This window comes from Flavobacterium gillisiae (assembly GCF_900107635.1).
GTDB lineage: Bacteria > Bacteroidota > Bacteroidia > Flavobacteriales > Flavobacteriaceae > Flavobacterium > Flavobacterium gillisiae.
Genome location: NZ_FNRD01000001.1, coordinates 342896 through 367810, shown reverse-complemented (window position 1 = coordinate 367810; position 24915 = coordinate 342896). Strand labels below are relative to the sequence as shown.

Genomic DNA, 24915 nt, shown 5'->3' with positions numbered 1-24915 from the left:
TAAAAATATTGACTTCCGCCTAAAGATTGTGAACCGCTTGTTTAAATTGATTCCCTCTATCCTCATAGTTTTCAAACAAATCAAAACTCGCACATGCAGGTGACAATAAAACGGCATCCCCTTTTTCTGTTAAACGTTGTGCCATTCTAACGGCATCATTCATATTGGTAACTTCTACCATCATATCTACTACGTTACCAAAAGCATCAATTATTTTTTTATTATCAACTCCAAGGCAAATAATAGCTTTCACTTTTTCACGTACCAATGACATCAATTCATTATAATCATTTCCTTTATCAACACCCCCAACAATCCATACTGTTGGCATATTCATACTATCCAATGCGAAAAAAGTAGCATTTACATTAGTCGCTTTGGAATCATTGATATATTGTACATTCTGAATCTTCAATACTTTCTCAAGACGGTGCTCCACTCCTTGAAAATTAGATAAACTTTCACGGATTGTTGCTTTTCTTATTTGCATCAATTTTGCCACAGAGGTTGCTGCCATTGCATTTTTCATATTATGTTTTCCTTCTAATGCAATAGATTCTGTTTCCATTAAAAATTCATCTTGATTGATTTTTACTTCCATTTTGTTGTTTTGTATAAAGGCTCCTTCGTTGAATGTTTTTGTCAAGGAAAAAGGGATTAATTTAGCTTTCGTTTTATTATTTTCTAACCATGCTGTAATGGCCTCGTCATCTGCATCATAAATGAGGTAATCATCCTCGGTTTGATTCATTGTAATTCTCATTTTAGAATTAATATAATTTTGATAATTATATTCGTATCGATCTAAATGATCCGGACTTATATTCGTTATGATAGCGATGTGCGGTTTATAATCTACAATTCCGTCCAACTGGAAACTACTTAATTCAAGTACGTAAGAATCGTATGTGTCATCTGCAACCTGCTCTGCAAAACTTTTCCCTATGTTTCCTCCCAGCCCTACATTCAATCCTGCTGATTTAAGCAAGTGATAGGTTAACATAGTTGTTGTTGTCTTTCCGTTGCTTCCCGTTATTCCTATTGTAACTGCTTTTGTGAAAGGTGCTGCAAACTCTATTTCAGAAATCACCGGTACTCCTTTTTCAATCAGTTTCTTTACAATGGGAACTTTTTCTGGAATCCCTGGACTTTTCATGACTACATCAGCATTTAAAATCAAACCCTGTGTATGCCTTTCCTCTTCCCAGTCAATACCGTTACTGATAAGAACCTCCTTGTAATTGTTTTTTATTTTTCCAAAATCAGATACAAAAACGTCATATCCTTTTTTCTTGCCCAAAATGGCAGTACCTACTCCACTTTCTCCTCCGCCTAAAACTACTAGTCTCATACTATCTTAATTTTAGAGTTATAATCGAAAGTATCGCTAACAATATCGCTACAATCCAGAATCGGGTTACAATCTTACTTTCATGATATCCCTTCTTTTGATAATGATGATGCAACGGCGCCATCAGGAAAATTCTTCGGCCTTCGCCAAAGCGTTTTTTGGTATATTTAAAATAACTAACCTGTAATACCACAGATAAATTTTCGACTAAAAATACACCACACAATAGCGGTATTAATAATTCTTTACGAACAGCAATCGCCAGAACCGCGATGATCCCACCTATAGTCAAACTTCCAGTATCACCCATAAAAACAGATGCAGGGTAAGAGTTGTACCAAAGAAACCCAATTAATGATCCCACAAATGCAGCTATAAACACCGTCATTTCCCCCGAATTAGGGATATACATGATATTTAAATAATTAGAGAAAATAATATTTCCAGAAACAAAAGTAAAAATCCCCAATGCTAATACTGATACAGCCGACGTACCTGCTGCGAGTCCATCGATTCCATCTGTTAAGTTCGCTCCGTTTGAAACAGCTGTGATGATAAAAATAACAACTGGAATAAAAATTACCCAAGCCCACTTTTCATATCCTTCACCCGTCCATGCCAATAGTTCAGCATAGTCAAATTCATTATTTTTAAAAAAAGGAATTGTAGTTGCTGTAGATTTTTCTTCCACTGGGCTTTGAGTGATAACGTTCTCTGTTGTAACACTAAAAACATCTCCTTTTCCAGTATCCGTTCTCACGGTTACTGCTGGACTAATATAAAGAACCGTCCCAACAATAAGACCTAATCCTACTTGTCCAAAAACTTTAAAAATCCCTTTTAATCCCTGCTTATCTTTTTTAAATATTTTGATATAATCATCCACAAACCCAATTGTCCCCATCCACAACGTCGTTACAATCAACAACAAAATGTAAATATTTTGCAATTTTGCAAACAACAAAACAGGCACCAAAGTTGCAAATATGATGATTAGCCCTCCCATAGTTGGCGTTCCCGCTTTTTCATTTTGACCTGCTAACCCAAGTTCACGAACCGTCTCCCCAACTTGCTGATTTTGCAAAAAACGAATAATTCTTTTCCCGTAAATTGTAGACAACAACAAAGAAAGAATAAAGGCTAATGCCGATCTAAATGTGATGTATTGAAACACTCCCGTTCCCGAAATGTTTAATGTCTTGTTTAAGTATTCGAATAAATAATACAGCATATATTTACTATTTATGAAGTTGTTCTAATATCTCTTTCACTATTTTCATGTCATCAAAATCATGACGAACACCGTTGATTTCCTGATAGGTTTCATGTCCTTTTCCTGCAATCAAAATAATATCGTTTGGCTGAGCCAATTGACAAGCTGTTTTTATAGCTTGCTTTCTATCTGTTATAGCCAATACTTTTTTATAATTCTCTGCTGCAACACCTACTTCCATCTCCTGGATAATAGTATCAGGGTCCTCATTTCTTGGATTATCAGAAGTTAGAACTACTTTATCGCTCAATTCAGAGGCGATACTCGCCATAATTGGTCGTTTCGTTTTATCTCTGTTTCCACCGCAGCCTACAACAGTAATCAACTGTTCGTTTTTAGTACGAATGTCATTGGTTGTTTTTAAAACATTTTCCAATGCGTCAGGAGTATGAGCATAATCAACAATAGCCGTGATATTTGTAGTAGAAACAATGTACTGGAATCTTCCCGAAACACTTTCCAGTTCAGATAACAAGCGAAGTGTTTCTAAGCTATCCATTCCTAATTCAACTGCAGTACCATATATTGCCAAAACATTATAGGCATTGAATGTTCCTATTAGCTTTACCCAAACTTCATTTCCTTCAATCTTTAACAATAATCCCGACAATTGATTCTCGAGAATTTGTGCTTTATAATCAGCATATGATTTTAAAGCATAGGTGCGTTTATTCGCTACTGTATTTTGTAACATTACAGCACCATTTTTATCATCAACATTAGTCAGTACAAAAGCATTTTTGGGAAGGTTGTCAAAAAAAGATTTCTTAACATCTCTATACTCTGCAAAAGTGGGATGGTAATCCAAATGATCATGAGACAAGTTGGTAAAAACCCCACCTACGAAATGTAATGCTTCTGTTCGTTTTTGATGAATACCATGAGAACTCACTTCCATAAAACAATATTCAACCCCTGAATCTCTCATTTCAGCTAAGTAGTGATTGATGGTAATTGAATCTGGTGTTGTATGTGTTGCTTTGTATTCGATATCGTCAACTAAAATTTTTACCGTAGAAATCAATCCTACTTTAAAACCTGCTTTTTTAAATAATTGATACAATAAAGAAGCGATGGTAGTCTTCCCGTTTGTTCCGGTGATACCAACCAACTTTAATTTTTCAGATGGATTTCCAAAATAATTAGCGGCCATGAAAGCCAATGCTTTATTCGTGTCTTTCACCTGAATGTAAGTGATTTCTTTTTCGAAATTTACAGGGAACGTATCGCAAACAATAGCTACAGCTCCTAATTCAATTGCTTTTTGAATATATTCATGCCCGTCTGAAACAGAACCACGAATAGCCACAAAAATATCGTTTTTTTCAATTTTTCTTGAATCAAATTCGATTTCACCTACAGCAACTTCCGTCGAACCATGTACGGCTTCGATTGCAACTTTATATAATATGTCTTTTAGTATAATCACAATAATTCTAATGTTATAGTTGTGTTTTTTATTATATCCTGACCCGCCTGAAGCGACTGTGTCTTAACTTTCCCCATTCCGACTGCTTTCACCTTTACTCCTAAGTTTTCCAATAAAGCAATAGCATCCATTCCCGGCATACCTTTAACATTTGGAATTGAGCGTTGCTGTTTTTGCAACTTAGCAAAGTAGTTGTTATAGTTTACCTCCTGTTTAGGGACTTTTCTGTTTATATTTTTTATCTCATTTGTCGAAGGAACATCTGTAAAAATCTTTTGTGCAATTCTTTTAAAAACAGGTCCCGCTACATCCGCACCATAATAATTATTATTCACCGTACTTGGTTTATGCACTACGACAATACAAGAATATTTAGGATGATCGGCCGGAAAATAACCCACAAATGACGAAGCATAATATTTACCTGCTCCACCGTCTTTAGCATAATTCACTGCAGCCGTACCAGTTTTTCCTGCCATTGAAAAATCTTTTGAGTAGAGTTTTGAAGCAGTACCTTTTTTTACTACATTTTTTAAAACTGCTTTCAACTTTAAAAGTGTCTCGGTAGAACATATCTTCGGATTGATAACTTCCTTTTCCATTTTTACAATGGTTTTATTCCACTCTTTAATTTCTGATACAAACTGTGGTTTTACCATCACGCCATTATTGGCAACGGCATTATAGAATGTCAAAGTCTGCATTGGTGTTACCGAAACTCCATATCCAAATGCCATCCAAGGCAGCGAAATATTAGACCAGCTTTTATCGCTTGGCTGTGGAACAAAAGGCCTTCCTTCCCCTTGGAAATCCATATTCAACTTCTTATTAAATCCATAAGAGTTTACATGGTTGACAAATTTTGAAGGATTGTCTTTATAATTCTCATAAACCGCACGAACCATAACTGTATTTGACGATAACTCAAACCCTCTTGCTAGCGATATTTTTCCATATCCTCCTTTATGAGAATCTCTTACCGCTTTTCCCGAATATCTAATCTCTCCTCCGTTAGTATCATAAACCGTACTTGTATCAGCCACTTTATCTTCTAGAATCGCCATTAAATCAACTAATTTAAAAGTCGATCCTGGCTCATGAGATTCTGCAACGGCATAATTAGTTGTTTCATAATAAGTTCCGTCATTGGCTCTGCCTAAATTAGAAATAGCCCGTACTTTTCCTGTTTCGGTTTCCATTACTACCACACAACCATGATCAGCCTCAAACTCTTCTAATTGTTTTAATAAAGCATGATGTGCAATATCTTGTATGTAGACATCGATAGTTGATATTACATCGTAACCATCTTGTGGGTCCACTTCATTAACATCACGAATAGGCTTCCACTGTCCTTTTGCAATTTTTTGCTTAAGAATTTTACCATCTTTGCCATTCAAATATTTTCTATACGCCCATTCGATACCTTTACCATCATAAGTACCAGAAGGTGTTTTTCGTTCATAACCAATAGTACGTTCGGCTATCTTACCGATTGGATGTTCTCTAACCGTTTTTTGTTCGATAATAATCCCTCCTTTATAAGCACCTAACTTAAACAAAGGAAATCCTTTGATTTTTATATAATCTGTGTAGCTTAAATCACGGGCTATTAGGTAATATCTGTTATTATTAGCTCTAGCCCTTCTAAGTTCATTTTGATAAAAACTACTTGGCTTACCCAAAACAAATGCCAACGAATCAGATAGTGATTGAACATTCTTCTCGAATATTTCCATTTTTGGTGCTAAAGCATCGAAGCGTATTTCATAATTAGGGATTGAAGTAGCCAGTAAACTCCCATCAGAAGAGTAGATATTTCCTTTATTGGAAGGAATAACAAAATTCTTAACTGTTCTTTCTTTGGCTAATTTTCTATAATAATCGCCTTCAACCCACTGAATATTAGTTAATTTAATAGCAATAGCGATCGCTACCAAAAAGATAGCAAATGCAACGAGATAGATCCTGTATGATATGTGTTTATCTTCTACTGCCATAATTTTTTAAGAAAAGTTTTCTCTTCTTCTTTTTTTACTTTTATTTTAATTGGAGGAACAGTCGATGGAAAAATTTGTTTTTCTACCATTTTATCTGAAACAGTAGACTCCATTTTCAATTTCATCAACTGAGAACGTCGGTCAACAAATTCTGAGCGCAATTCTTTTACCTCAGTCGTTAATTTGGCAATTTGAAAAACTTTCTGCTCAAAACGTTGTGTATTAGCAATCATAACAATAGCTAAAAGAATAAGAAAAACGATAAAACGCCAATTTTTCATCGCGTCATCGTCGATAAGAAATCTCGCTTTTAATATGTTATAAACACCGTTTTTCATTCTGAATTATATCTTTTCTGCTATTCTTAATTTAGCACTTCGAGCTCTATTATTTAATTTTATCTCTTCTTTGTCCGGCACTATTAATTTTCCGATAATCTTAAACGGAACGGAAAAATTACCAAAAAAGTCACGCTCAGGCTCCCCTTCAAACATACCGTTTTTCACAAATCGTTTTACCAATCTATCTTCTAATGAATGATATGAAATCACACTTAATCGCCCTCCCGATTTTAGCACTTCTAATGACTGCTCCAAGAATTCTTTTAGAACATCCATTTCTTGATTTACTTCAATTCGAATGGCTTGATAGATTTGAGCTAGTATTTTATTCCTTACTCTCTCTGGTAAATATTTTGCCAAAACCTCCTTCAATTCATCAGTAGTCTTAATAGGTTGTACTTCTCTAGCCTCTACAATGGTTCTTGCCAAAACAGCAGCGTTTTTCAATTCTCCGTAATCTAAAAAAACACGTTTTAAATCAGCCTCATCGTACTCATTTACTACTCTGTATGCATTTAAGTCATTTTTCTGACTCATTCTCATATCCAATCCAGCATCAAAACGAGTAGAAAAACCACGTTCAGCCACATCAAATTGATGAGAGGAAACTCCCAAATCAGCCAAAATTCCATCCACACTTTTCAAACCGTAAAAACGCAAGAAACGTTTGATGAATCTAAAATTCTCGTTAATAAGCGTAAATCGCTCATCTGGCAAAGCATTAGCCAAAGCATCCTCGTCCTGATCAAAAGCAAACAGTCTCCCGCTTGGCCCTAACCTGCTTAGTATTTCTTTCGAATGCCCACCTCCACCGAAGGTTACATCTACATAAACGCCATCAGGCTTAATATTTAAACCATCTACTGATGCTTGAAGCAAAACCGGATTATGATATTCCATTGTCGTCGTCATTTATATTTCCCATTACTTCTTCTGCTAAATCTGCAAAATCTACGTCTTCCCCATTTATCGATGTCTCGTATAAATCTTTATCCCAAATCTCCACTATGTTAACAGCGGAAGAAAAGACAACCTCCTTCGCAATACTCCCAAAAGACACTAAGTCTTTAGGAATCAACAACCTCCCTAGAGAATCTATTTCTACCACTTTTACACCGGCGGTGAATCTTCGGATAAAATCATTATTCTTCTTTACAAACCGATTCAACTTATTGATTTTTGCCATCATCACATTCCATTCTTCCATAGGATACAACTCCAAACAAGGCTGAAAAACCGAACGCTTCAAAACGAAACCGCTTTGAAGAGAAAGCGTCAATTGCTTCTTCAAAGGCGCTGGCAACAGCACTCTTCCTTTAGCATCGACCTTACATTCATATGTCCCAACAATTGTATTCAAAAGAATAGTTTTAAAATGATATAGAGCAAAAATATGAAAAATATCACCACTATTTACCACTATCTACCACTTTGTTAATAAGTTTAACCACAACGAAGCAAAACGACTCAGAGACAAGACTAACAGACTGTCAGACTATTAGCCGTTTTATCAGTTATTCAAAAGAAAGCTTAAACTATCGAAATTCCCAGCGATTTATTTTCAATATTTTAACTAAAATACCTTTTTACTTACAATAGAAAATTGCTTTAAAAGGACTGCTTTTATACATTATTTAGCTCCTGAAAAATAAATATGCGCAAAATGCATTAATATGCCCAAAAATCGTTTTCAAAAATTCTTTTTAATTTTTTAAATCCTATATTTGTGAAAATTGAAAATCCGTATTCAAGAACATGGAAAAAAACTATAAGAAGGAAGGTAAATACAGCTATTATGAGGCTGGAGAAGGAACGCCAATTGTAATCTTACATGGGCTGATGGGAGGTTTAAGTAATTTTGATGCCGTAGCCAGTCATTTTTCTGAGAAAGGATACAAAATTGTAATCCCGGATTTACCTATCTACACCCAAAATATTTTAAAAACAAACGTAAAAAGTTTTGCTAAATACGTTAAGGACTTTATCACTTTTAAAGGATTTGATAGAGTTATTCTTCTAGGGAATTCACTAGGAGGTCATATTGCTCTATACCACACAAAAATGTACCCTGAAAAAGTGGCAGGACTTGTAATAACAGGAAGTTCAGGATTGTACGAAAGTGCCATGGGTGATAGTTATCCAAAAAGAGGCGATTATGAGTATATCAAGAAAAAAGCCGAAGACGTATTTTACGACCCTGCAATTGCTACACCAGAATTGATTGACGAAGTTTACGCAACAGTTAACGACAGAATAAAACTGATCAAAACATTAACAATTGCCAAAAGTGCCATTCGTCATAATATGGCGAAAGACCTTCCGAAGATGCATGTGCGAACTTGTATTATTTGGGGTAAAAACGACAAAGTAACTCCTCCGGATGTTGCTGAAGAATTTAATAAATTATTACCCAACTCAACCTTATATTGGATTGATAAATGTGGTCACGCGGCAATGATGGAACATCCAGAAGAGTTCAATCGCTTGCTTGAAGAATGGCTAACTAAATCCAATTTATAAGCACCTCACTTCCTAAGGAGAGGTTTTACACAAAAAAATATGAAAATCAATACCGCCGAATTTGTAATTAGCAACTCCGATGTAAGCAAATGTCCAAAAGACCGTTTGCCAGAATATGCTTTTATAGGCAGGTCTAATGTTGGAAAGTCCTCATTAATCAATATGTTGACCAACCAAAAAAAATTAGCTAAAACATCTGGAAGACCTGGAAAAACGCAGCTAATTAATCATTTCCTAATAAATAACAATTGGTTCTTAGTTGATTTACCTGGATATGGTTATGCTAAAGTATCCAAGAAAACAAAATCAGTTTTCCAACAGTTTATAACCGATTATTTCGAGACGAGAGAACAACTAGTTTGTGCTTTTGTTTTAATCGATATTCGTCACGAAGCTCAAACTATAGACATTGAGTTCATGTCTTACATGGGAGAAAGCGAAATTCCTTTTTGTATTATTTTTACCAAAGCAGACAAGATCAGTAAAGTAAAAATTGATTCTCATATTGCAGCATACAAGAAAAGTATGTTTGCTAACAATTGGGCCGAAATGCCTCAATATTTCGTAACCTCTGCAACAGAATCTTTAGGAAAAGAGAATGTTCTAAGCTATATCGACGAAGTAAATCAAGAAATTTTTAAAGGCGGTGGTCAGTTTTAAAAATAGACTACATTCCTTTACTACATAAAAAAACATCCCAAAGCTTAAAATTAAGCTTTGGGATGTTTTGTATTAGGGAAGAAATTAATCTTACTTCTTCAATTCTAATTTCTCTGCAAAATATTCGCAAAAATCTTTCATGGTCTCTGCCATCTTCTCATCACCTGTGGCACGATGAAAAGTATCTGACATCGCTACTAATGTTTGATGAAAGAATATTTTCATTTCATCTACAGGCATCTCTTTTATCCATAAATCAATACGCATACTTTCTTTGGCTTTACTATCCCACACAGACAACATAATTGCCTTTGCTTCTTCTAATTCTACACCACCGTCTTTTGCGGTCCACAATAATTTTTCTGGAACGCGGTTTTCATCTAACTCTACAAGGAATTTAATTTCCGATCTGTTTTTATCTGACATTACTTCTTAGGTTTGTATTTTGATTTTTCAAATATTTGTTTAGCATCTGTTTCTAATAACTGCTGCAAAGATACTTCATTGTTTTTCATATACGAGCGAACAATTTGCCATCCTACCCAACCACCAACTTGACCAGGTGTTTCATTATCAATCTCCAAATAAAATTTAGAAAAAGGAGCAGGACTTATAAAACGCGAAATTAACTTCTGATCATCACTATAAAGCATTTCTTTTTCGATAAAATAACGCCACATATAACTCTCATTCTCATTACACCATTCAATCTGCTCATTTGTATACCCCATCTTATCAGCATCGCTATAATCAGGAAGCAAGAGATCTTTTAAATACAATTCCTTTCCTGAATTTATCATTTTAGACAATAAATTTTTCGCAGGATCTGGCGCTACTTTTCGCTTGTAAAAGCTCGAAACAACGTCAGGCATAATTTGGTTTTCCTCGAAATTCTGCTTGATATAATTAGGAAATTGATAAAACTTATGTTCCTTTCCCAAATACATTTCGAGAGAAATAATCACCAAACTATCCGCATAAATCACTTTATTATTGTAATCCATTTCGGAAATCACAGTGATCACTTTTGGCGACTTCGTTTCAGGAAAATAATACTTCAGATGTTTAAAAAGCTCCTCTAGCTTCACCTTAACAGCGTCAAAGTTTGCGTACTTTTTCTGTACCTCAGTATACAATTCCCTCCAGAGCGGATTCTGCATTTTATCTAACCAAACCGCATCGTCATTACCAGGAGGAAAGAAAAAAGGGAACTCTTTTTTTATTTTGCCAAGATCTTCTGGATCAGTCTCAAAAAAGATTTTGTCGAAACGCTCCACCTTTATTTCCACAGGAATTTCTTCTACAGCTTTTTCTACTTTGCTTTTCTTACCACATGATAGAAAAAAGAGACATATGAGAAGCGGAATGTGATATAATTTCATTATTTTTTAATTAAATTTGCCGATATAGAATCAGAAAAACAAGCATACTCTTGAATGATTTTGCAAATATACATTCCTGCTCGTTAAAACGTAGACTATTATGATTAAAAAAAATACGCTTCAAGTTGAGAAAGTGAATACTCAGATTGTTAATTGGTTAAAAACCTATGCCGAAAACGCAAAAGTAAATGGCTTCGTGGTTGGAATTTCCGGCGGAGTAGACTCAGCAGTAACTTCAACATTGTGCGCGCAAACAGGACTAAAGGTTTTATGTGTTGAAATGCCCATTCATCAGCATGAAAGCCATGTTAGCCGTGGACGTGAGCATATTAATCAATTAAAAAGCAGATACCCTAATGTTTCAGAAACCCTAGCAGATTTGACTTCTGTTTTTGAAACTTTCAAAACCGAGGTTCCTACTGACTTCGAAGAAAACAAACTCAATCTGACTCTTGCAAATACACGTGCTCGTTTACGAATGACCACTTTATATTATTTTGCTGGCGTGCAGGGACTATTAGTCGCAGGGACAGGAAACAAGGTGGAAGATTTTGGCGTTGGCTTTTTTACAAAATATGGAGATGGCGGTGTAGACCTTAGCCCAATTGCTGATTTAATGAAGTCAGAAGTATTTATGTTAGCTGCTTATTTAAAAGTTCCAGAATCTATTTTAAATGCGGCTCCATCTGACGGACTATTTGGTGATGAAAAAACAGATGAAGCACAATTAGGCGCCACCTATGACGAATTAGAGTGGGCCATGAATCAGGACCAGGCAGGAAAATCTAGTACTGATTTCTCCGGAAGAGAAAAAACGGTATTTGATATATACAAACGCTTAAATAAAATTAACCAACACAAAATGAAAGAAATACCTGTTTGTTTAGTTAATCGGGATTAATGGTCTTTTATCCGAATAATTAGAAAATAAACATAATTTTTCTTATATTTAATAATGAATAGTGACAAAAAACTCTAAAAACCAAAAATCATGATAAAAGTTTGTTTAGCTGATAACTTCCCTGTAGTGCATTTTGGAGTGAAATCTTATTTTAAAGATCATGCCGAAATATCACTAGTAGCCAATGTTGGTAATTTTTTAATGATTCGTGATATTCTTCTTACTAAAGAAATTGATGTTTTAATTTTAGACTTAGAATTAGAAGGTCTTTCTAGTATTTTTGAAGTCAAATCAATTCTAAAAAACTTTCCAAAGACAAAAATTATTATATTCAGTGGTCTTTCTGAACAGATTTATGCGCCAAATGCTATTAAAGCAGGTGTTTCAGGATTTGTTCACAAGAAAGAAAAACTGGAAACCTTGGGTTTATCAATCATAAAAGTGAGTCAAGGTAAGATAATTATGAACGAAACCGTGAAGAAAAACCTCGCCTTAATTGCAAAACAAAGCAAAAGCGAACGTTTGTATCGTAAGCTTTCCAATCGTGAGGTTGAAGTGTTGCGTTATTTAAGCGGAGGTAAAAAAAATCACGAAATTGCTGAAATTCTAGGCCTTAACGAGAAAACGATAAGCACCTACAAATTGCGTTTATTAACGAAACTGAATGTTACCAACCTAGTTGATTTAGTAAACAAAGCACAAAAATTAGAAATAGTTTAATTAAAAACGAGACATTACCCGTCCTAATTTTTTCGAAAAAGCAAAAGTTAGACCAAGGTAGTCTCTAATCATTGTCATAGGCTCCGTATTATCTGATTCAGATGTTATGGAGCTTTTTATTTCTTCAATAATTTTACCTACTAAATACCAGCGCAGCGTTAAAATAGTCTCTGAAACATTTTGACCAATAGTGTCCTTTTTATACTTTGGAAAAATATTTTGTCCTTCCCAATTGTGCATTACAAGTCGCTCATCTTCCATTAAAATATCAGTAACCTCTTGGGCAAATTCCGGCTGTAAATGCATCAAATATTGCTCTAAACTGAAACCATCATTTTGTAGAAAATAATTAATCAGATCATTAAATATATCACGAAACAGTGGATTTGCTAATTCAACCTCATCTTCTTGTAAGCTCAAATAGATTCTGTGAAATACTTTGTATTCCTTTTTTTCAACAACATGTTCAATCTCCCCTTCTCCGTTTGACTTTAAAAGTACATCTTCAAATTCTTCCGTTTGATCACCATAGAGAAGCAACATCTCTATTATTTTTCGTTCTAAACGATAGAGAATATCTACTTTTTCGGCATCGGCAGGATTTTCACTTTGCACAACTTCTAAAGGTTTATAATCTTGCTTTTGTTTTTTACCAACCTCTAAAGTGTCTTTCTGAACTAATTGCGCCAAAGTACTAACCAATACTTGCTCAGAAATATCCATAATTCTAGAACATTCCTGAATGTATATTTCGCGTTGGATTCTATCTGGTATTTTAGAAATACTTACCACCATATCCCGAATCAAATCGGCTTTTTTTATAGGGTCATTCTTTGCTTCATTCATCAAAAGCGATGCTTTAAACTGAATAAAATCTTTTGCATTGTTTTCGAGATAAGCGACTAAATCATCATGAGATGTTTTCTTAGCAAAACTGTCTGGATCTTCTCCATCAGGAAAAGTACAAACCTTTACATTCATTCCTTCCTCCAAAATCAAATCGATTCCTCGAACCGAAGCACGCAATCCGGCTGCATCACCATCAAAAAGAACAGTAATATTTTTTGTAAGTCTATTAATTAAACGGATTTGATCTGGCGTTAATGCTGTCCCAGAAGACGCAACCACATTCTCAATTCCGGATTGATTAAACTGAATAACATCCGTATATCCTTCGACTAAAAAACAATTATTGAGTTTCGCAATAGACTGTTTCGCTTGATATATTCCGTACAATACCTTGCTCTTATGGTAAATCTCGCTTTCTGGTGAGTTTAAATATTTCGCGGCCTTTTTATCATTAGTCAATATTCTACCTCCAAAACCAAGTACCCTTCCTGACATACTTTGTATCGGAAACATTACGCGGCTTTTGAACCGGTCAAAAGGTCTATCTTCTCTAGCGATTGTTAAACCAGTACTTTCAAGAAATTCTAATTTATAGCCTTTTCCAAGCGCTTCTTTTGTAAAAGCATCCCAAGCTTCTGGAGAATATCCAAGGCTAAATTTCTCTATGGTTTCATTAGTAAATCCCCTTTCTTTAAAATAAGAAAGACCTATAGCTTTACCTTCTTCTGATTTTAAAAGTGTTCTATGAAAATAATCTTTTGCAAATTCAGAAACCAAGTACATGCTCTCTCGAATATCTGTATTTGCTTTTTCTTCGTTTGTTTGCTCTGTTTCCTCTATTTCTATATTGTATTTCCTGGCTAAATAGCGGATGGCTTCGGGATAGGTAAAATGTTCGTGTTCCATTACAAAAGCAATCGAATTCCCACCTTTTCCAGAACTAAAATCTTTCCAAATCCCTTTAGCTGGTGAAACCATAAAGGATGGCGAACGCTCATCAGAGAATGGACTCAGTCCTTTAAAATTACTTCCAGCTCTCTTTAATTGGACGAAATCGCCAATAACCTCCTCTACACGAGCAGTTTCAAAAACAGTATCTATAGTCGCTTTTGTAATCATTGTTGTTTTGCAGTAAAAGGGCAAATATACAAAGTTTGATATTTGAAAATCAGTTTTAAAGAATCTAAATTTTAATCAAAAAGACCCTAATTCTCAGGAATACTAATAAATTACACGAAAAATTTAATAGCAATAAATCAACTTGCATATTAAAAACAACTCCATTTATTTAATTTGTCTTATGATGATTTATCTCTAAAGATCAGTTTTTTAGTACTACATTAAAAAAAACAAACTGTACAATTTGTAGCTAACCAGTTTAAAAAAAAAGTTAGAACCATAAAAAATTATTTTTCCTTCCAATAAAACAGCTATTAAACTAAATTTTAATACTTTAATCCATTCTTTTACGTCTACTAATAGTAAAATTTACGCTACTTTGCGCCATCAACCTAAGTCCGCACGCCTAAACCATAATTGAAAAACTTAAATGCATACATCAAAAGCTATACCTAGTTCAAACCTCCTGGAATTAAACATAACAGATCATGTACTTAAGAAAGAATTTGATACTATTTTAGATTTTGTAACAGATATTTGTAAAATTTCGGATGCCTTTATTTCAATAAAAGTAGAACAAAAAGACATTATAGTATCTAAAAAGGGATTAGAAAACTTCAGTACCCCAAATGAAATTGCACATTTTACCGAGCTTACAACTAGCCATAATAATATTGTAATTCTTCCTGGGACAAATCAAAATGATAACAACCAATTAAATGGTAACAAGGAAACTTTCGCTTTTTTTGCAGGTTTTCCAATAAACACATCAAATAACTCAATCTCAGCTAGCCTTTGCATTATAAATAAAAAGACTAATAGAATTAGTACAAACGAATTAAAAATTTTAAAACAATGCGTTTCCCAAATAGAATCGATATTGAATTTAAGCTTAAAAAATTATGATTTAAAAACACAGCTAAGCGAAACAAAGATGAAGTTTCAATCCTTTATCGAAAATTCAAACGAAATTATATATGAACTCACATTAGAAGGTACAATCTCTTCTGTTTCCAAAAACTTCGCCTTATCTGTTGGATATGAAGCTTATGAAGTTATTGGAAAAAGTAACGCAACACTTATTCATCCACAAGACATAGAAAAGTATTCTGATTTTCTACAAAACATCAAGCTAAACGAAAATAACAATAAAGAACTATCCTATAGAGTATTACATAAAAGCGGGCGATATATTTGGCATTCATCAAAGATCAATCTGATCGAAAAAAATAACAAACAGTTTTATATTGGGAACTGTAGGGACATCACAGAATTTGTAGAAAGTCAACAAGAACTAAAACTACAAAAAGAATTCTACGAAACTATATTAGACCGCTTACCCACAGATGTTGCCGTATTTAACTCTAATTACAAGTACATATATGTAAATCCTATTGCTATTAAAAACAAAGAACTCAGGGAATATATTATTGGGAAAGACGATTTTGAATATACTAAACATACCAATAGAGCAGATACTTTCGCAATTGAAAGACGGGCTAAATTTAATATAGCAGTTCAAACCAAAGAGACGCTATCATGGGAAGAAGAACTATACAATGCAGTAGGAGAGCAAAGTTTTCACAATAGAAAATTTACTCCAGTATTTAATAAAAACGGAACACTTGAAATTATGATTGGTTTCAGTGTAGACATAACTGAAACCAAAAAAAGACAAAATGAAATTCTCAACAGCCGGCAACTTGTAACTAGTGTTATTGAAAACGTTGCTGTTGGTATTTTAGTTCAAGACCCCCAATCAGAAATCATAGAAAACAATAAAGCTGCTTGCGAAATGTTGGGACTCACCCAAGATCAACTTTTAGGAAAAACCTCCTTTGACGAACATTGGGAGGTAATCCATGAAGATGGCTCCACCTTTACAGCTGAAGAACACCCTGTTCCTCAAGCTATAAAGAAATTAAAATCAATTAACAATATAGTAATGGGAGTGCGTCGTCCCACCAAAAATGATTTAGTTTGGCTATTAGTTGATGCAATTCCAGTTTTCGGAGACGCAAATCAATTTCTTTACGTAATATGTTCTTTCAACGACATCACAGCACAGAAAAAAACAGAAAAAGAACTGAAAATTAGCAATGAACGTTTTACATATGTCAACATGGCTACTTCTGATGTCATTTGGGATTGGGAAATAGGTTCTGAAAATTTTATAATGTCAGAAAATTATACAAAACTATTTGGTTATAAATTAAAGAACAAAAACAACTTTTTAAAAGTTAAAAGATTTGACAATCTTATTCATCCTGACGACATAGAAAGAGTTCATGAAAACCTCAAAACAACACTTGAAAGCAAATCAACTACTTTATATGACGAATTCCGTTATCTAAAATCTGACGGTACTTATGTTTATCTAAAAGATAAGGCCTACATTATTCGCGACGAATCAGGCAAAGCAATACGAATGATTGGAGCACAGACTGATGTCACCGAAATAAAAAAATTTGAAGAACAAAACAAACTTTTATTAGAAGAAAATAACAAGAACAAAAGCAACCTACTTAATAAAGCTGAAAGCTTATATCGCCTTTTAGCAGATAATACAATGCACTTAGTCTGTTTACATGATTTAAACATGACTTTTCAGTATGTCTCTCCTTCTATAAAAGCATTAGCTGGTTATACCCCGGAAAATCTGATTGGAAAAACCCCTATGGATTTCACTCATCCTGAAGATTTATTAGGGATGAAAACTGATATCTATAATCTCACGTCAAACCATGCCGCAACTCGATTTGAGTACCGTTATATAACTTCAACAGGAGTATACATCTGGCTAGAAACATACGCTAAAGTTGTTTTTGAAAATGCAATTCCTATAAGAATTCAAACCAGCACAAGGGATATTTCGGAAAGAAAAGAAGCCGAATTTATCATAGATAAAGCACTAAAACAAGAACGTGAATTAAACGAATTACGTAATAATTTAGTTTCTACTATTTCTCATGAGTTTAGAACTCCAATGACGACCATTAGAACCAGTGCAGAATTAATTGAAATGTATCTTGAAGGTCAGAATTTTGACAACGAACATAACCTAAGAAAACAAACGAACAGAATCACAGGTGAAATTGACCGCATAATTGAATTAATGAATGCTGTTTTGACTATATCTAAAGATGATTCTGGAAAAACTAAATTCCACCCGATTAAATTCGATTTAAAAGAACTCTGTTGCAATGTAATAGACACTAGTTTTAGTAACAATAAAGGAGGTCAAAAAGTAGATCTTTATTTTGAAGGAGATCAGTTTTTAATTTATGCAGACAAAAATTTGATAGAGTACGCTATATTTAACTTAATACACAACGCTTTTAAATATTCTGAAAATTGCGAAAGTGTACAACTAAGATTGATTTCTAATAAATCAGAAATTCAACTTGAAATTATAGATTTTGGCATTGGAATACCCGAAAATGATCAACCAAAACTATTTAACACTTTTTATCGAGCAAGTAATACTGATGGAATTGAAGGAACAGGTTTAGGACTTTATATTGTTAAAACATTTTTAGAAAAAAATTCAGGAAAGATAAAATTAGAAAGTCAACTTAGAAAAGGAACTAAAGTAACCATACAACTACCAAAAGCATAAAATATATTTTCTGCCTGAATATACAGATGATAAAGCAACACTGACAACAACTGTTTCTAAAATGTTAATCCTATTAAGTTTAGACGTAAACATGATGTTTTTTAAAAACTTGTACAGCTCTTAAAGAGCATCAAGAAATTGCTTTTTCTAATAGACCAGTTTTAACTATATATCTTAAAACTGAATTTTGAGATTTATAAAGACGGATTCTTTTTAACTTTGGACAGTTAAATATCGCGACCTCCTTATTTAAAAGAAATAATATCTTTTTTTGAATTAATACGGTTGTAGATCTAGTATGTGGCGGTTCTTAGAATAGATGCTTTTATATTTTTAGAAAGTATTAAAACCTACCATAACAGCTTACATTAACAAATTGTAATTGTTGTCATATCCCCCCGAATAAAACATTAGGTAAGCTGTATGATAAGAAATAAACCTACAAGCAAACTTAATAAGCACAAGTACAAGTTAGTTCGTTTATAGTGATAACTGGAAACAAATTACTGTTAATTTAAAAACGCAAATTATTAAAACCACAATAAACATAATTATCTAAAACTAAATTTAAACAAAAAGGATAATTGCGGCTATTAAAGTAAATACGCTAACGATAAGACAAAAATATAAAAGAACGGTAATTCTTTTAATCTTGTGTGAATTTATAGAAGTCTCTAAACTATTCCAAACTTCAACTGAAGGCCTAATTTTCATTAAAATAACGATTGTAATTAACTAACCAAATAACATTCAATCACTATATTACTAATTACACTGCCAATCAGTATTAATAACCTCTATAAGTTAAAATTAAATGCTGATGATTTAAAAAATAATTAGTTTTAATTTTGAGTAGACTTAATATAATCTCTTGGAGTCAGCCCTACATATTTCTTAAAACTAGTAGAAAAATAGGATAAAGAATTAAAACCGGTCTCGTCTACTAAAAATTGTATATTCCGTTCTCCTAAATAAATTAGTTTCAGGGCATAATCCAATTTAAATTCTCTCATATACTGACTTATATTTTTATTAGTCCGCTTCCTGATTTTTTTATCTAATGTTGATTTACTAACATATAGTTGACTTGACAACTCGTCAATATCTATGGTTTTTTTTATGTTTTTGGACAAAATAGTATTGATAGATACGAGAAAATCCTTTTCAGATAACTTTATAGTAACTTTTGAAAAAGGATCAGGGCTGTTTTTTTTACTTATTTGATCTTTTAAATTTAAAATGTTTTTAATTTTCAATATTAGCTCTCTAGTTTTGAATGGTTTCATAATGTAATCGTTAACACCATTCTCCAATTGCTTAAATTTAGTTTCATCATCAATATTAGCTGTGATGATTATGAAAGGAACACTATTGAATTTATTACTTTTTCTGATTTTCAAAAACAATTCATCCCCTCCCATGACAGGCATCACTAAGTCGCTAATAATAATGTCTGGTAAATTACAGTTTAAATACATCAATGCTTCATAACCGTTTTTAAGCCATTTCACATTAAAATCACTTAGAGTTAGTAGATCAAAAATAGACTCGCCTAAAGCAAGATTATCTTCAATTAATACTACATTTTTTTTTTCATTTTTCACCCGTCTAAAATAGTTATAAAATTATTAAGTCAACAGTAAATTTTATAAACTTATTGATACTAATCTTTGTTAAAATCTGTAATTAAAATATATTCGCAATCTATTAACAAAATTTCATAAAATGGTGTCAAATACTTTCTAAAAGGCAAATTTAGAATAGAGTAAACTTCGTCTGGTATTTACAAACTGATTAGTTATCCTTTCAAATATCCTAAAACCTTTCAAGAAGCAAATTTCCTATTAATCTACTTAGATCCTAAACTAAAACATAAGAAAACAGTTTTGCTATTGAAATTCCTAAAAAGTAAAAAGACTAGTACAAAATTCATGCTATTGAACACCTAACACAAATCATATAATTGACTATCAACGATGTAAGAATATCGTAAAACAACGTAACAGACAGATTAAAGCATCTACCAACTTAGAAAGCAAACAAAATATTAAAACCATATTTACCTTATACTTTCCATATGAATAAAAGTCGAATACTCATTATTGATGATGAGTTAAATATTAGAGAAGTAATAACTGAAGTGCTTAGCCTTAACAATTACCAAACAAAAACAGCTAAAAACGGACAAGTAGCTCTTGATATTTTAGATGACTGGACTCCTGACTTAATCATTTGCGATATTATGATGCCCGTTATGGATGGACTGGCTTTTCAAAAAATCGTATATAGTGACAAACTATTAAGCACTATTCCTTTTGTTTTTTTAACTGCTAAAGTTGAAAATAATTTAATGCGAAACTGTTTTCACGTCGGAGCAGATGACTTTTTAACGAAACCATTTGAAGTAAAAGAGTTGTTAAAAACCGTACAGTCGAAAATAGAAAGATTTAAAAAAATTAAAAATACTACTAATTTATATATCGGAGAATCCAAAAACTTCTCCCACGAAATCAATACACCGCTAAATGGTATTTTAGGTTCAATTGATTTGCTGATGGACGATACCGCCTATTTAAAACAAGAGGAAATTATTATTTTTCACGAGGAAATTAAAACATATGGAGAACGTCTGAATAGAACGATGCAAAATATAATTCATTTTGAGAACATCAAAAATAATCAATTTAAAATATCCGAAAATGATTGCGCAGAAATCAAGAATGTTTTCAAGAATATTTTAAATAAAATTTCGTTCCATTATAAAAAACAAAAAAACAGAGTTGTATCTGAACTTACAGGGGCCGAATTAGCGATTAGCAGCAACAATCTGAGTTTTATTTTATTTGAGCTACTAGACAATGCATTAAAGTTCTCTCCAGAAAACAAAAAAGTAGTTATTGAAGGAAGCATATTTAGCGATGATTACTATGAAATTAATATATTTGATTACGGAGTTGGATTTAAAGAGGAAGAGCTGAAATTAATTGACGCTACAGTGCAGTTTAACCATGATGAAAGAGAGCAACAAGGATTAGGATTAGGACTTTTTATCACTAAATCTATCATAAAAAAATCTAATGGAATTATAAGTATTGTATCAAAAGAAAATGAAGGTGCTAAAATTTCTATTTTACTTCCTATCCATAAGAAATAAACCCCTTTCATGATTCAATATCCGAAAGGGGTTATTAACTAATTCAAAATAAACCTAATTAAAATCAAAACGAACGCCTAAAGAAACATTGTTTTGTTTAATAGTATTCGACTTAAACATTGGGTTTAGATCATATTTCAGATACAAACTGGTCGCTCCATAACCTACATAACCGCTTAATCCATATATAAAACTATCCACATTAAAACCTCCTTTAGTTATTTCTCTCGACTTGTACTCATCTATATCATACTTGATATACTGTTTAGACTTTAGATTTGTCCCAACATACCCACCTAAACCAAGTCTAAAACTATCGTGTGTTTTAAAATAGGTCTTCCCATCTCTTACTGACGGCTTTGTGAAGTCAAATTCTAAGTGCAATGGAAAAACCAAATTTACATTCTTAAAACGGGAATCTTCCTGATGAACTGGATCTACCTCGAGATTCGTTTGGTTACCATCCACTACAAAATACCTATTATCTGTCGCCCTAAGATTATTGTACATCACAGACAAACCATATTTTGCATGCAATAAATTGTTGTTTTTAAAAATTCTTGTATTGTATGTCAAACCCCACTCATAGAAGTGAGAACCCCAATATCTAAAATCTGATTTAGCTGCAGTACCCTCTATAACAACATTGTTTAAACCCGTTGCAAGAACCACTTGAGTTGTCGTTCTTTTTGATTGACGATCTTCTTTTTCACTTTGCCCTTTATAGACTTTCATTGAAGTCACATTAATCTCCGTTTTATTTTTTCCAATGGAATCAGTACTACCTCCTATAATAATCATAGTCCCGCCAGACTGGTCTCCATCTGATGCCGTATTGCTAATTTTACCTTCCACTTGTGCTTGCACTAAGTCTTTTAACTCCTCCTGGGCAACAGCGACTTTGTTTTCAATTATTGTTGCTCTTGCTTGCGCCAATTGTTGTTTTTTTAAATCGGCCTGTTCTTGTGAAATACTTCCTTTTTCTAATTGGATGTTGACTTCTTCTACCTCAACTTTTAATGCTTCTTTTTGCTCCTTAGTAATATTTTCAATTTTCAAAGCAATTCTTTTCGCTTGCTTTTCAAAGGTTTCTTGCCCTAGCATTTTACTCGCCATAAGGCATAAAAGAATTGCTAAGTAAATAGTGAAATTTCTCATGATGATTTAATTTTAAATTTGATTGATGATTTATTCTAGATTGCGATTGGCAAAAGCCACTTTTATAGTTTGGAAATTTTTACTCACTTTATGAATTACCTTTTCCCTAAAAGAAAGTTCTAATTCACTATCTACTTGTGACAATAAATAAGAAGCATCTACAGTTACCTTATTGCATTTTACCACGGCTTCATTAGTTGCTATGGTTTGTTGAACTGTCTCTACAACTGTACTCGCTGATTTCTCTGCTATTAAAGAAGACTTGTTTTGATTGTTTTGCAAATGCGATGCAGTTGCTTGATTGATGATTGAACGCTCCGTTTTATTAATATTAGCTATTACTCCTTCTTTTTTTATTATTTTAGCAACTTGTTTTTCTGAAACAACCGCTATTTTTTCATCAGGGTTTGAAGCAGTATTCATCAATACTTCCTCTTCTATCACCTTGTCTTCAAGTCCAAATTTTGTATTCTCTTTATGCTGAATAACCACTTCATCTCCCTGCTCGATACTTTTTATCACTATTAGATGACTAAAAACTGTCCCGATTAGTAAAAACCCAACTATACTGGCGGCTATATAAATCCAAGAGAAGTTTCTATTTCTTTTTGTATTTTGGGCTTTATCTAACATCCCTTCTAATTTATCCCAAGCTTCGCTTGAAGGCTGAATAGTACTATTCTCTAACTTCTGTTTTATTTGGCTTTCAAAATTATTTGGTTCCATACTCGAATTTTTTTATTGTATTAATCTGCTGTTGCAAAATCTTTCTGGCATGTGATAACTGCGATTTTGACGTACCTTCATTAATCCCCAACATTGTGGCAATTTCCTTATGCTTAAAACCTTCGATAGCATATAAATTAAAAACCATTTTATAACCATCCGGCAGCCTATCAATTAATAGTTGAATATCAGCTATTGAAAATTGACTATCAGCAGCATCAAAACCTTCTTCAACATAAATTTCATCTTCGATAAACTTAACTTTTTTCTGAACTCTAATAAAAGAAATACATTCATTGACCATTATTCGTCTAATCCATCCTTCAAAGCTTCCGTTATGCTGAAACGTTTTCAAATTTGTAAAAACTTTCATAAACGCAGCAATCATAACATCTTCGGCTTGTTGTAAGTCTTTGATGTACCGCCTACAAACTCCTAACATTTTTGGAGAAAACCGAGAATAGATTTGTTGCTGTGCTTGCCGATTGTTATCGACAGCTAGCTGAATCATTTCTTTTTCCTCTTGATGTAAGTTGATTACTTTCAAAGTTGTTGTAAAGGGTTTCTATAACTATAGACGAATGTAAATGTAAAAAGGTTGCATGAATAATAAAAATTTCAATATAAAACCAAAACACCTTATGAAATAAGGTATTAGGAGAAGCTTTTTTTGGTTTCTTTTGAAACTATTGGAATAGAACTATTTATTTTTAGAAAGATTGAGAATTTCTATAAATCTTGGGTTTGAATTTTAATTTTATCATTAGTATTCAAAAACAAGATAATGGCTATTGCAGCACTAATTATAAAAGTACAAATAAAACCACCTTCAGGTCCAAATATTCCTCCAGTCATCCAATCAGGACCAATTTCTTTTAGGTTAAACAATGTTGGGCCTGCTTCTTGACCGCTGACCTCAAAACCAAAAAAGTTTCCTTGCAACCAATTCCAAATACTATGCAATGCGCACGCACCCCACAAACTACCTTGGCGTAATGCAAAAAGGGAGAAAAACACACCGACTAAAACAGTGTTGAAAACAGCAAGCATAGTAACATTTTGATTGAATCCGTGCAAAATGCCAAAAAGTGATGAGGACAAGAATATCCCAACCCAAAGATTGTATCTCGCCGACAAAATAGGCATCAACCAACCTCTACACAGGATTTCTTCTGTAGCGCCTTGAATTACAAACCCAATCAATAACAGAAATGTTGGAAAAAGCATCTCTTTGCCTTGCAATAGTGGGTTTCCGTTTTCCCAATTTACAAAATGAAGTACTGCCATAATTCCTACCACACTACCAAACATTAGAATACCGCCAAGAAATCCTTTAAAATATAGGCTAACGGATTTCTTTTTTTGAAAACCAAGATGAGAAAATGGTCTTTTTTCATAAAAATACATCCATAAAAAAACACAAACTACGATAGGAAGATTTCCTGAAATAAGCTGTTCAAATATTGGGATAGCACATTTCCATGCAGGATTTACGATAGAATTAATAGAGGTTTCAAATGGCATTCTAGCAAAATAACCCAATAGTTGACCAAGAATCAAAAAAGTTAAAGTGAGCAATAATGCTACCAACCAATGTGGTTTTTTACCATCGACACTTGCAAATATTAACAATGGATTTTTTGATGAAATTAAGAAACTCATAAACTATAGCGCTTTAAAAAAAATGAATTAATATTGGAATTTAAAAATTTT

21 protein-coding genes are annotated in these 24915 nt (G+C 33.1%); 6 read left to right on the top strand and 15 right to left on the bottom strand.

What is annotated here, in order from left to right; translation table 11 throughout:
* Positions 1-19 precede the first annotated feature (19 nt).
* Genes murD through BLV35_RS01690 form a run of 7 tightly spaced genes read right to left on the bottom strand, consistent with a single transcriptional unit; the run spans position 20 to position 7754 of the window.
* Positions 20-1351, bottom strand: a complete 1332-nt coding sequence (murD, locus tag BLV35_RS01720) for a UDP-N-acetylmuramoyl-L-alanine--D-glutamate ligase (RefSeq protein WP_091083859.1) — start codon at positions 1349-1351, stop codon at positions 20-22.
* A gap of 1 nt (position 1352) precedes the next feature.
* Complete coding sequence (gene mraY / locus BLV35_RS01715) at positions 1353-2582, bottom strand: phospho-N-acetylmuramoyl-pentapeptide-transferase (protein ID WP_091083856.1); 1230 nt, start codon at positions 2580-2582, stop codon at positions 1353-1355.
* Positions 2583-2589: 7 nt separating this feature from the next.
* Entirely contained in the window at positions 2590-4053 is a 1464-nt protein-coding gene (locus BLV35_RS01710) for a UDP-N-acetylmuramoyl-L-alanyl-D-glutamate--2,6-diaminopimelate ligase (protein ID WP_176980546.1), read from the bottom strand.
* Positions 4050-6053 (bottom strand): penicillin-binding protein, encoded by a 2004-nt coding sequence (locus BLV35_RS01705; RefSeq protein ID WP_091083853.1) that lies wholly within the window; start codon positions 6051-6053, stop codon positions 4050-4052. The genes BLV35_RS01710 and BLV35_RS01705 overlap by 4 nt, the downstream gene beginning before the upstream one ends.
* Positions 6044-6391 carry an FtsL-like putative cell division protein gene (locus tag BLV35_RS01700; protein WP_091083850.1) on the bottom strand — a complete coding sequence of 116 codons (348 nt, stop codon included), beginning with the start codon at positions 6389-6391 and terminating at the stop codon, positions 6044-6046. Before BLV35_RS01700 ends, BLV35_RS01705 begins: the two co-directional genes overlap by 10 nt.
* A 6-nt stretch (positions 6392-6397) precedes the next feature.
* Entirely contained in the window at positions 6398-7306 is a 909-nt protein-coding gene (gene rsmH, locus BLV35_RS01695) for a 16S rRNA (cytosine(1402)-N(4))-methyltransferase RsmH (RefSeq protein WP_176980545.1), read from the bottom strand.
* The gene (locus BLV35_RS01690) at positions 7281-7754 is read right to left on the bottom strand and encodes a division/cell wall cluster transcriptional repressor MraZ (protein ID WP_091084814.1); all 474 of its coding nucleotides are present in this window, start codon (positions 7752-7754) and stop codon (positions 7281-7283) included. Before BLV35_RS01690 ends, rsmH begins: the two co-directional genes overlap by 26 nt.
* Positions 7755-8149: 395 nt before the next feature.
* Here BLV35_RS01690 and BLV35_RS01685 point away from each other — a divergent pair, with 395 nt between their 5' ends.
* Both BLV35_RS01685 and yihA read left to right on the top strand, forming a co-directional pair.
* Positions 8150-8914 carry an alpha/beta fold hydrolase gene (locus tag BLV35_RS01685; protein ID WP_091083845.1) on the top strand — a complete coding sequence of 255 codons (765 nt, stop codon included), beginning with the start codon at positions 8150-8152 and terminating at the stop codon, positions 8912-8914.
* A 39-nt stretch (positions 8915-8953) separates the two neighbouring features.
* Complete coding sequence (yihA, locus tag BLV35_RS01680) at positions 8954-9574, top strand: ribosome biogenesis GTP-binding protein YihA/YsxC (protein ID WP_091083843.1); 621 nt, start codon at positions 8954-8956, stop codon at positions 9572-9574.
* Between the two features lie 90 nt (positions 9575-9664).
* Here the strand turns inward: yihA and gldC are convergent, their stop codons facing one another.
* Positions 9665-10000: a gliding motility protein GldC gene (gene gldC / locus BLV35_RS01675; RefSeq protein WP_091083839.1), complete on the bottom strand. Its 336-nt coding sequence runs from the start codon at positions 9998-10000 to the stop codon at positions 9665-9667.
* Entirely contained in the window at positions 10000-10956 is a 957-nt protein-coding gene (gene gldB / locus BLV35_RS01670; RefSeq protein WP_091083836.1) for a gliding motility lipoprotein GldB, read from the bottom strand. The genes gldC and gldB overlap by 1 nt, the downstream gene beginning before the upstream one ends.
* A gap of 100 nt (positions 10957-11056) precedes the next feature.
* Between gldB and nadE the strand changes: the two genes are divergently transcribed.
* Positions 11057-11857 (top strand): NAD(+) synthase, encoded by an 801-nt coding sequence (nadE, locus tag BLV35_RS01665; RefSeq protein ID WP_091083832.1) that lies wholly within the window; start codon positions 11057-11059, stop codon positions 11855-11857.
* Between the two features lie 90 nt (positions 11858-11947).
* Positions 11948-12577: a response regulator transcription factor gene (locus BLV35_RS01660; protein WP_091083829.1), complete on the top strand. Its 630-nt coding sequence runs from the start codon at positions 11948-11950 to the stop codon at positions 12575-12577.
* Here BLV35_RS01660 and dnaG read toward each other — a convergent pair whose 3' ends face one another.
* Positions 12578-14545, bottom strand: a complete 1968-nt coding sequence (gene dnaG, locus BLV35_RS01655; protein ID WP_091083826.1) for a DNA primase — start codon at positions 14543-14545, stop codon at positions 12578-12580. It lies immediately after the preceding gene.
* Between the two features lie 430 nt (positions 14546-14975).
* Between dnaG and BLV35_RS01650 the strand changes: the two genes are divergently transcribed.
* Positions 14976-18164 carry a sensor histidine kinase gene (locus BLV35_RS01650; RefSeq protein ID WP_091083824.1) on the top strand — a complete coding sequence of 1063 codons (3189 nt, stop codon included), beginning with the start codon at positions 14976-14978 and terminating at the stop codon, positions 18162-18164.
* Positions 18165-19006: 842 nt separating this feature from the next.
* On the opposite strand, the gene BLV35_RS01645 is transcribed toward BLV35_RS01650, so the two are convergent.
* Complete coding sequence (locus BLV35_RS01645) at positions 19007-19768, bottom strand: response regulator transcription factor (RefSeq protein WP_091083821.1); 762 nt, start codon at positions 19766-19768, stop codon at positions 19007-19009.
* A gap of 473 nt (positions 19769-20241) precedes the next feature.
* On the opposite strand from BLV35_RS01645, the gene BLV35_RS01640 reads away from it, so the two are divergent.
* A complete protein-coding gene (locus tag BLV35_RS01640; RefSeq protein ID WP_091083818.1) occupies positions 20242-21318 on the top strand; it encodes an ATP-binding response regulator in 1077 nt (358 codons plus the stop codon).
* 54 nt (positions 21319-21372) lie between these two features.
* On the opposite strand, the gene BLV35_RS01635 is transcribed toward BLV35_RS01640, so the two are convergent.
* The 4 genes from BLV35_RS01635 to BLV35_RS01620 form a co-directional block, all read right to left on the bottom strand.
* Positions 21373-22476 (bottom strand): HlyD family secretion protein, encoded by a 1104-nt coding sequence (locus BLV35_RS01635; RefSeq protein WP_091083815.1) that lies wholly within the window; start codon positions 22474-22476, stop codon positions 21373-21375.
* Positions 22477-22506: 30 nt separating this feature from the next.
* Entirely contained in the window at positions 22507-23202 is a 696-nt protein-coding gene (locus BLV35_RS01630; protein WP_091083812.1) for a hypothetical protein, read from the bottom strand.
* Positions 23189-23749, bottom strand: coding sequence for an RNA polymerase sigma factor (locus tag BLV35_RS01625; protein ID WP_091083808.1), 561 nt, complete (start codon positions 23747-23749; stop codon positions 23189-23191). The genes BLV35_RS01630 and BLV35_RS01625 overlap by 14 nt, the downstream gene beginning before the upstream one ends.
* 182 nt (positions 23750-23931) lie before the next feature.
* Complete coding sequence (locus BLV35_RS01620) at positions 23932-24864, bottom strand: CPBP family intramembrane glutamic endopeptidase (protein WP_091083805.1); 933 nt, start codon at positions 24862-24864, stop codon at positions 23932-23934.
* Between the last annotated feature and the right edge of the window lie 51 nt (positions 24865-24915).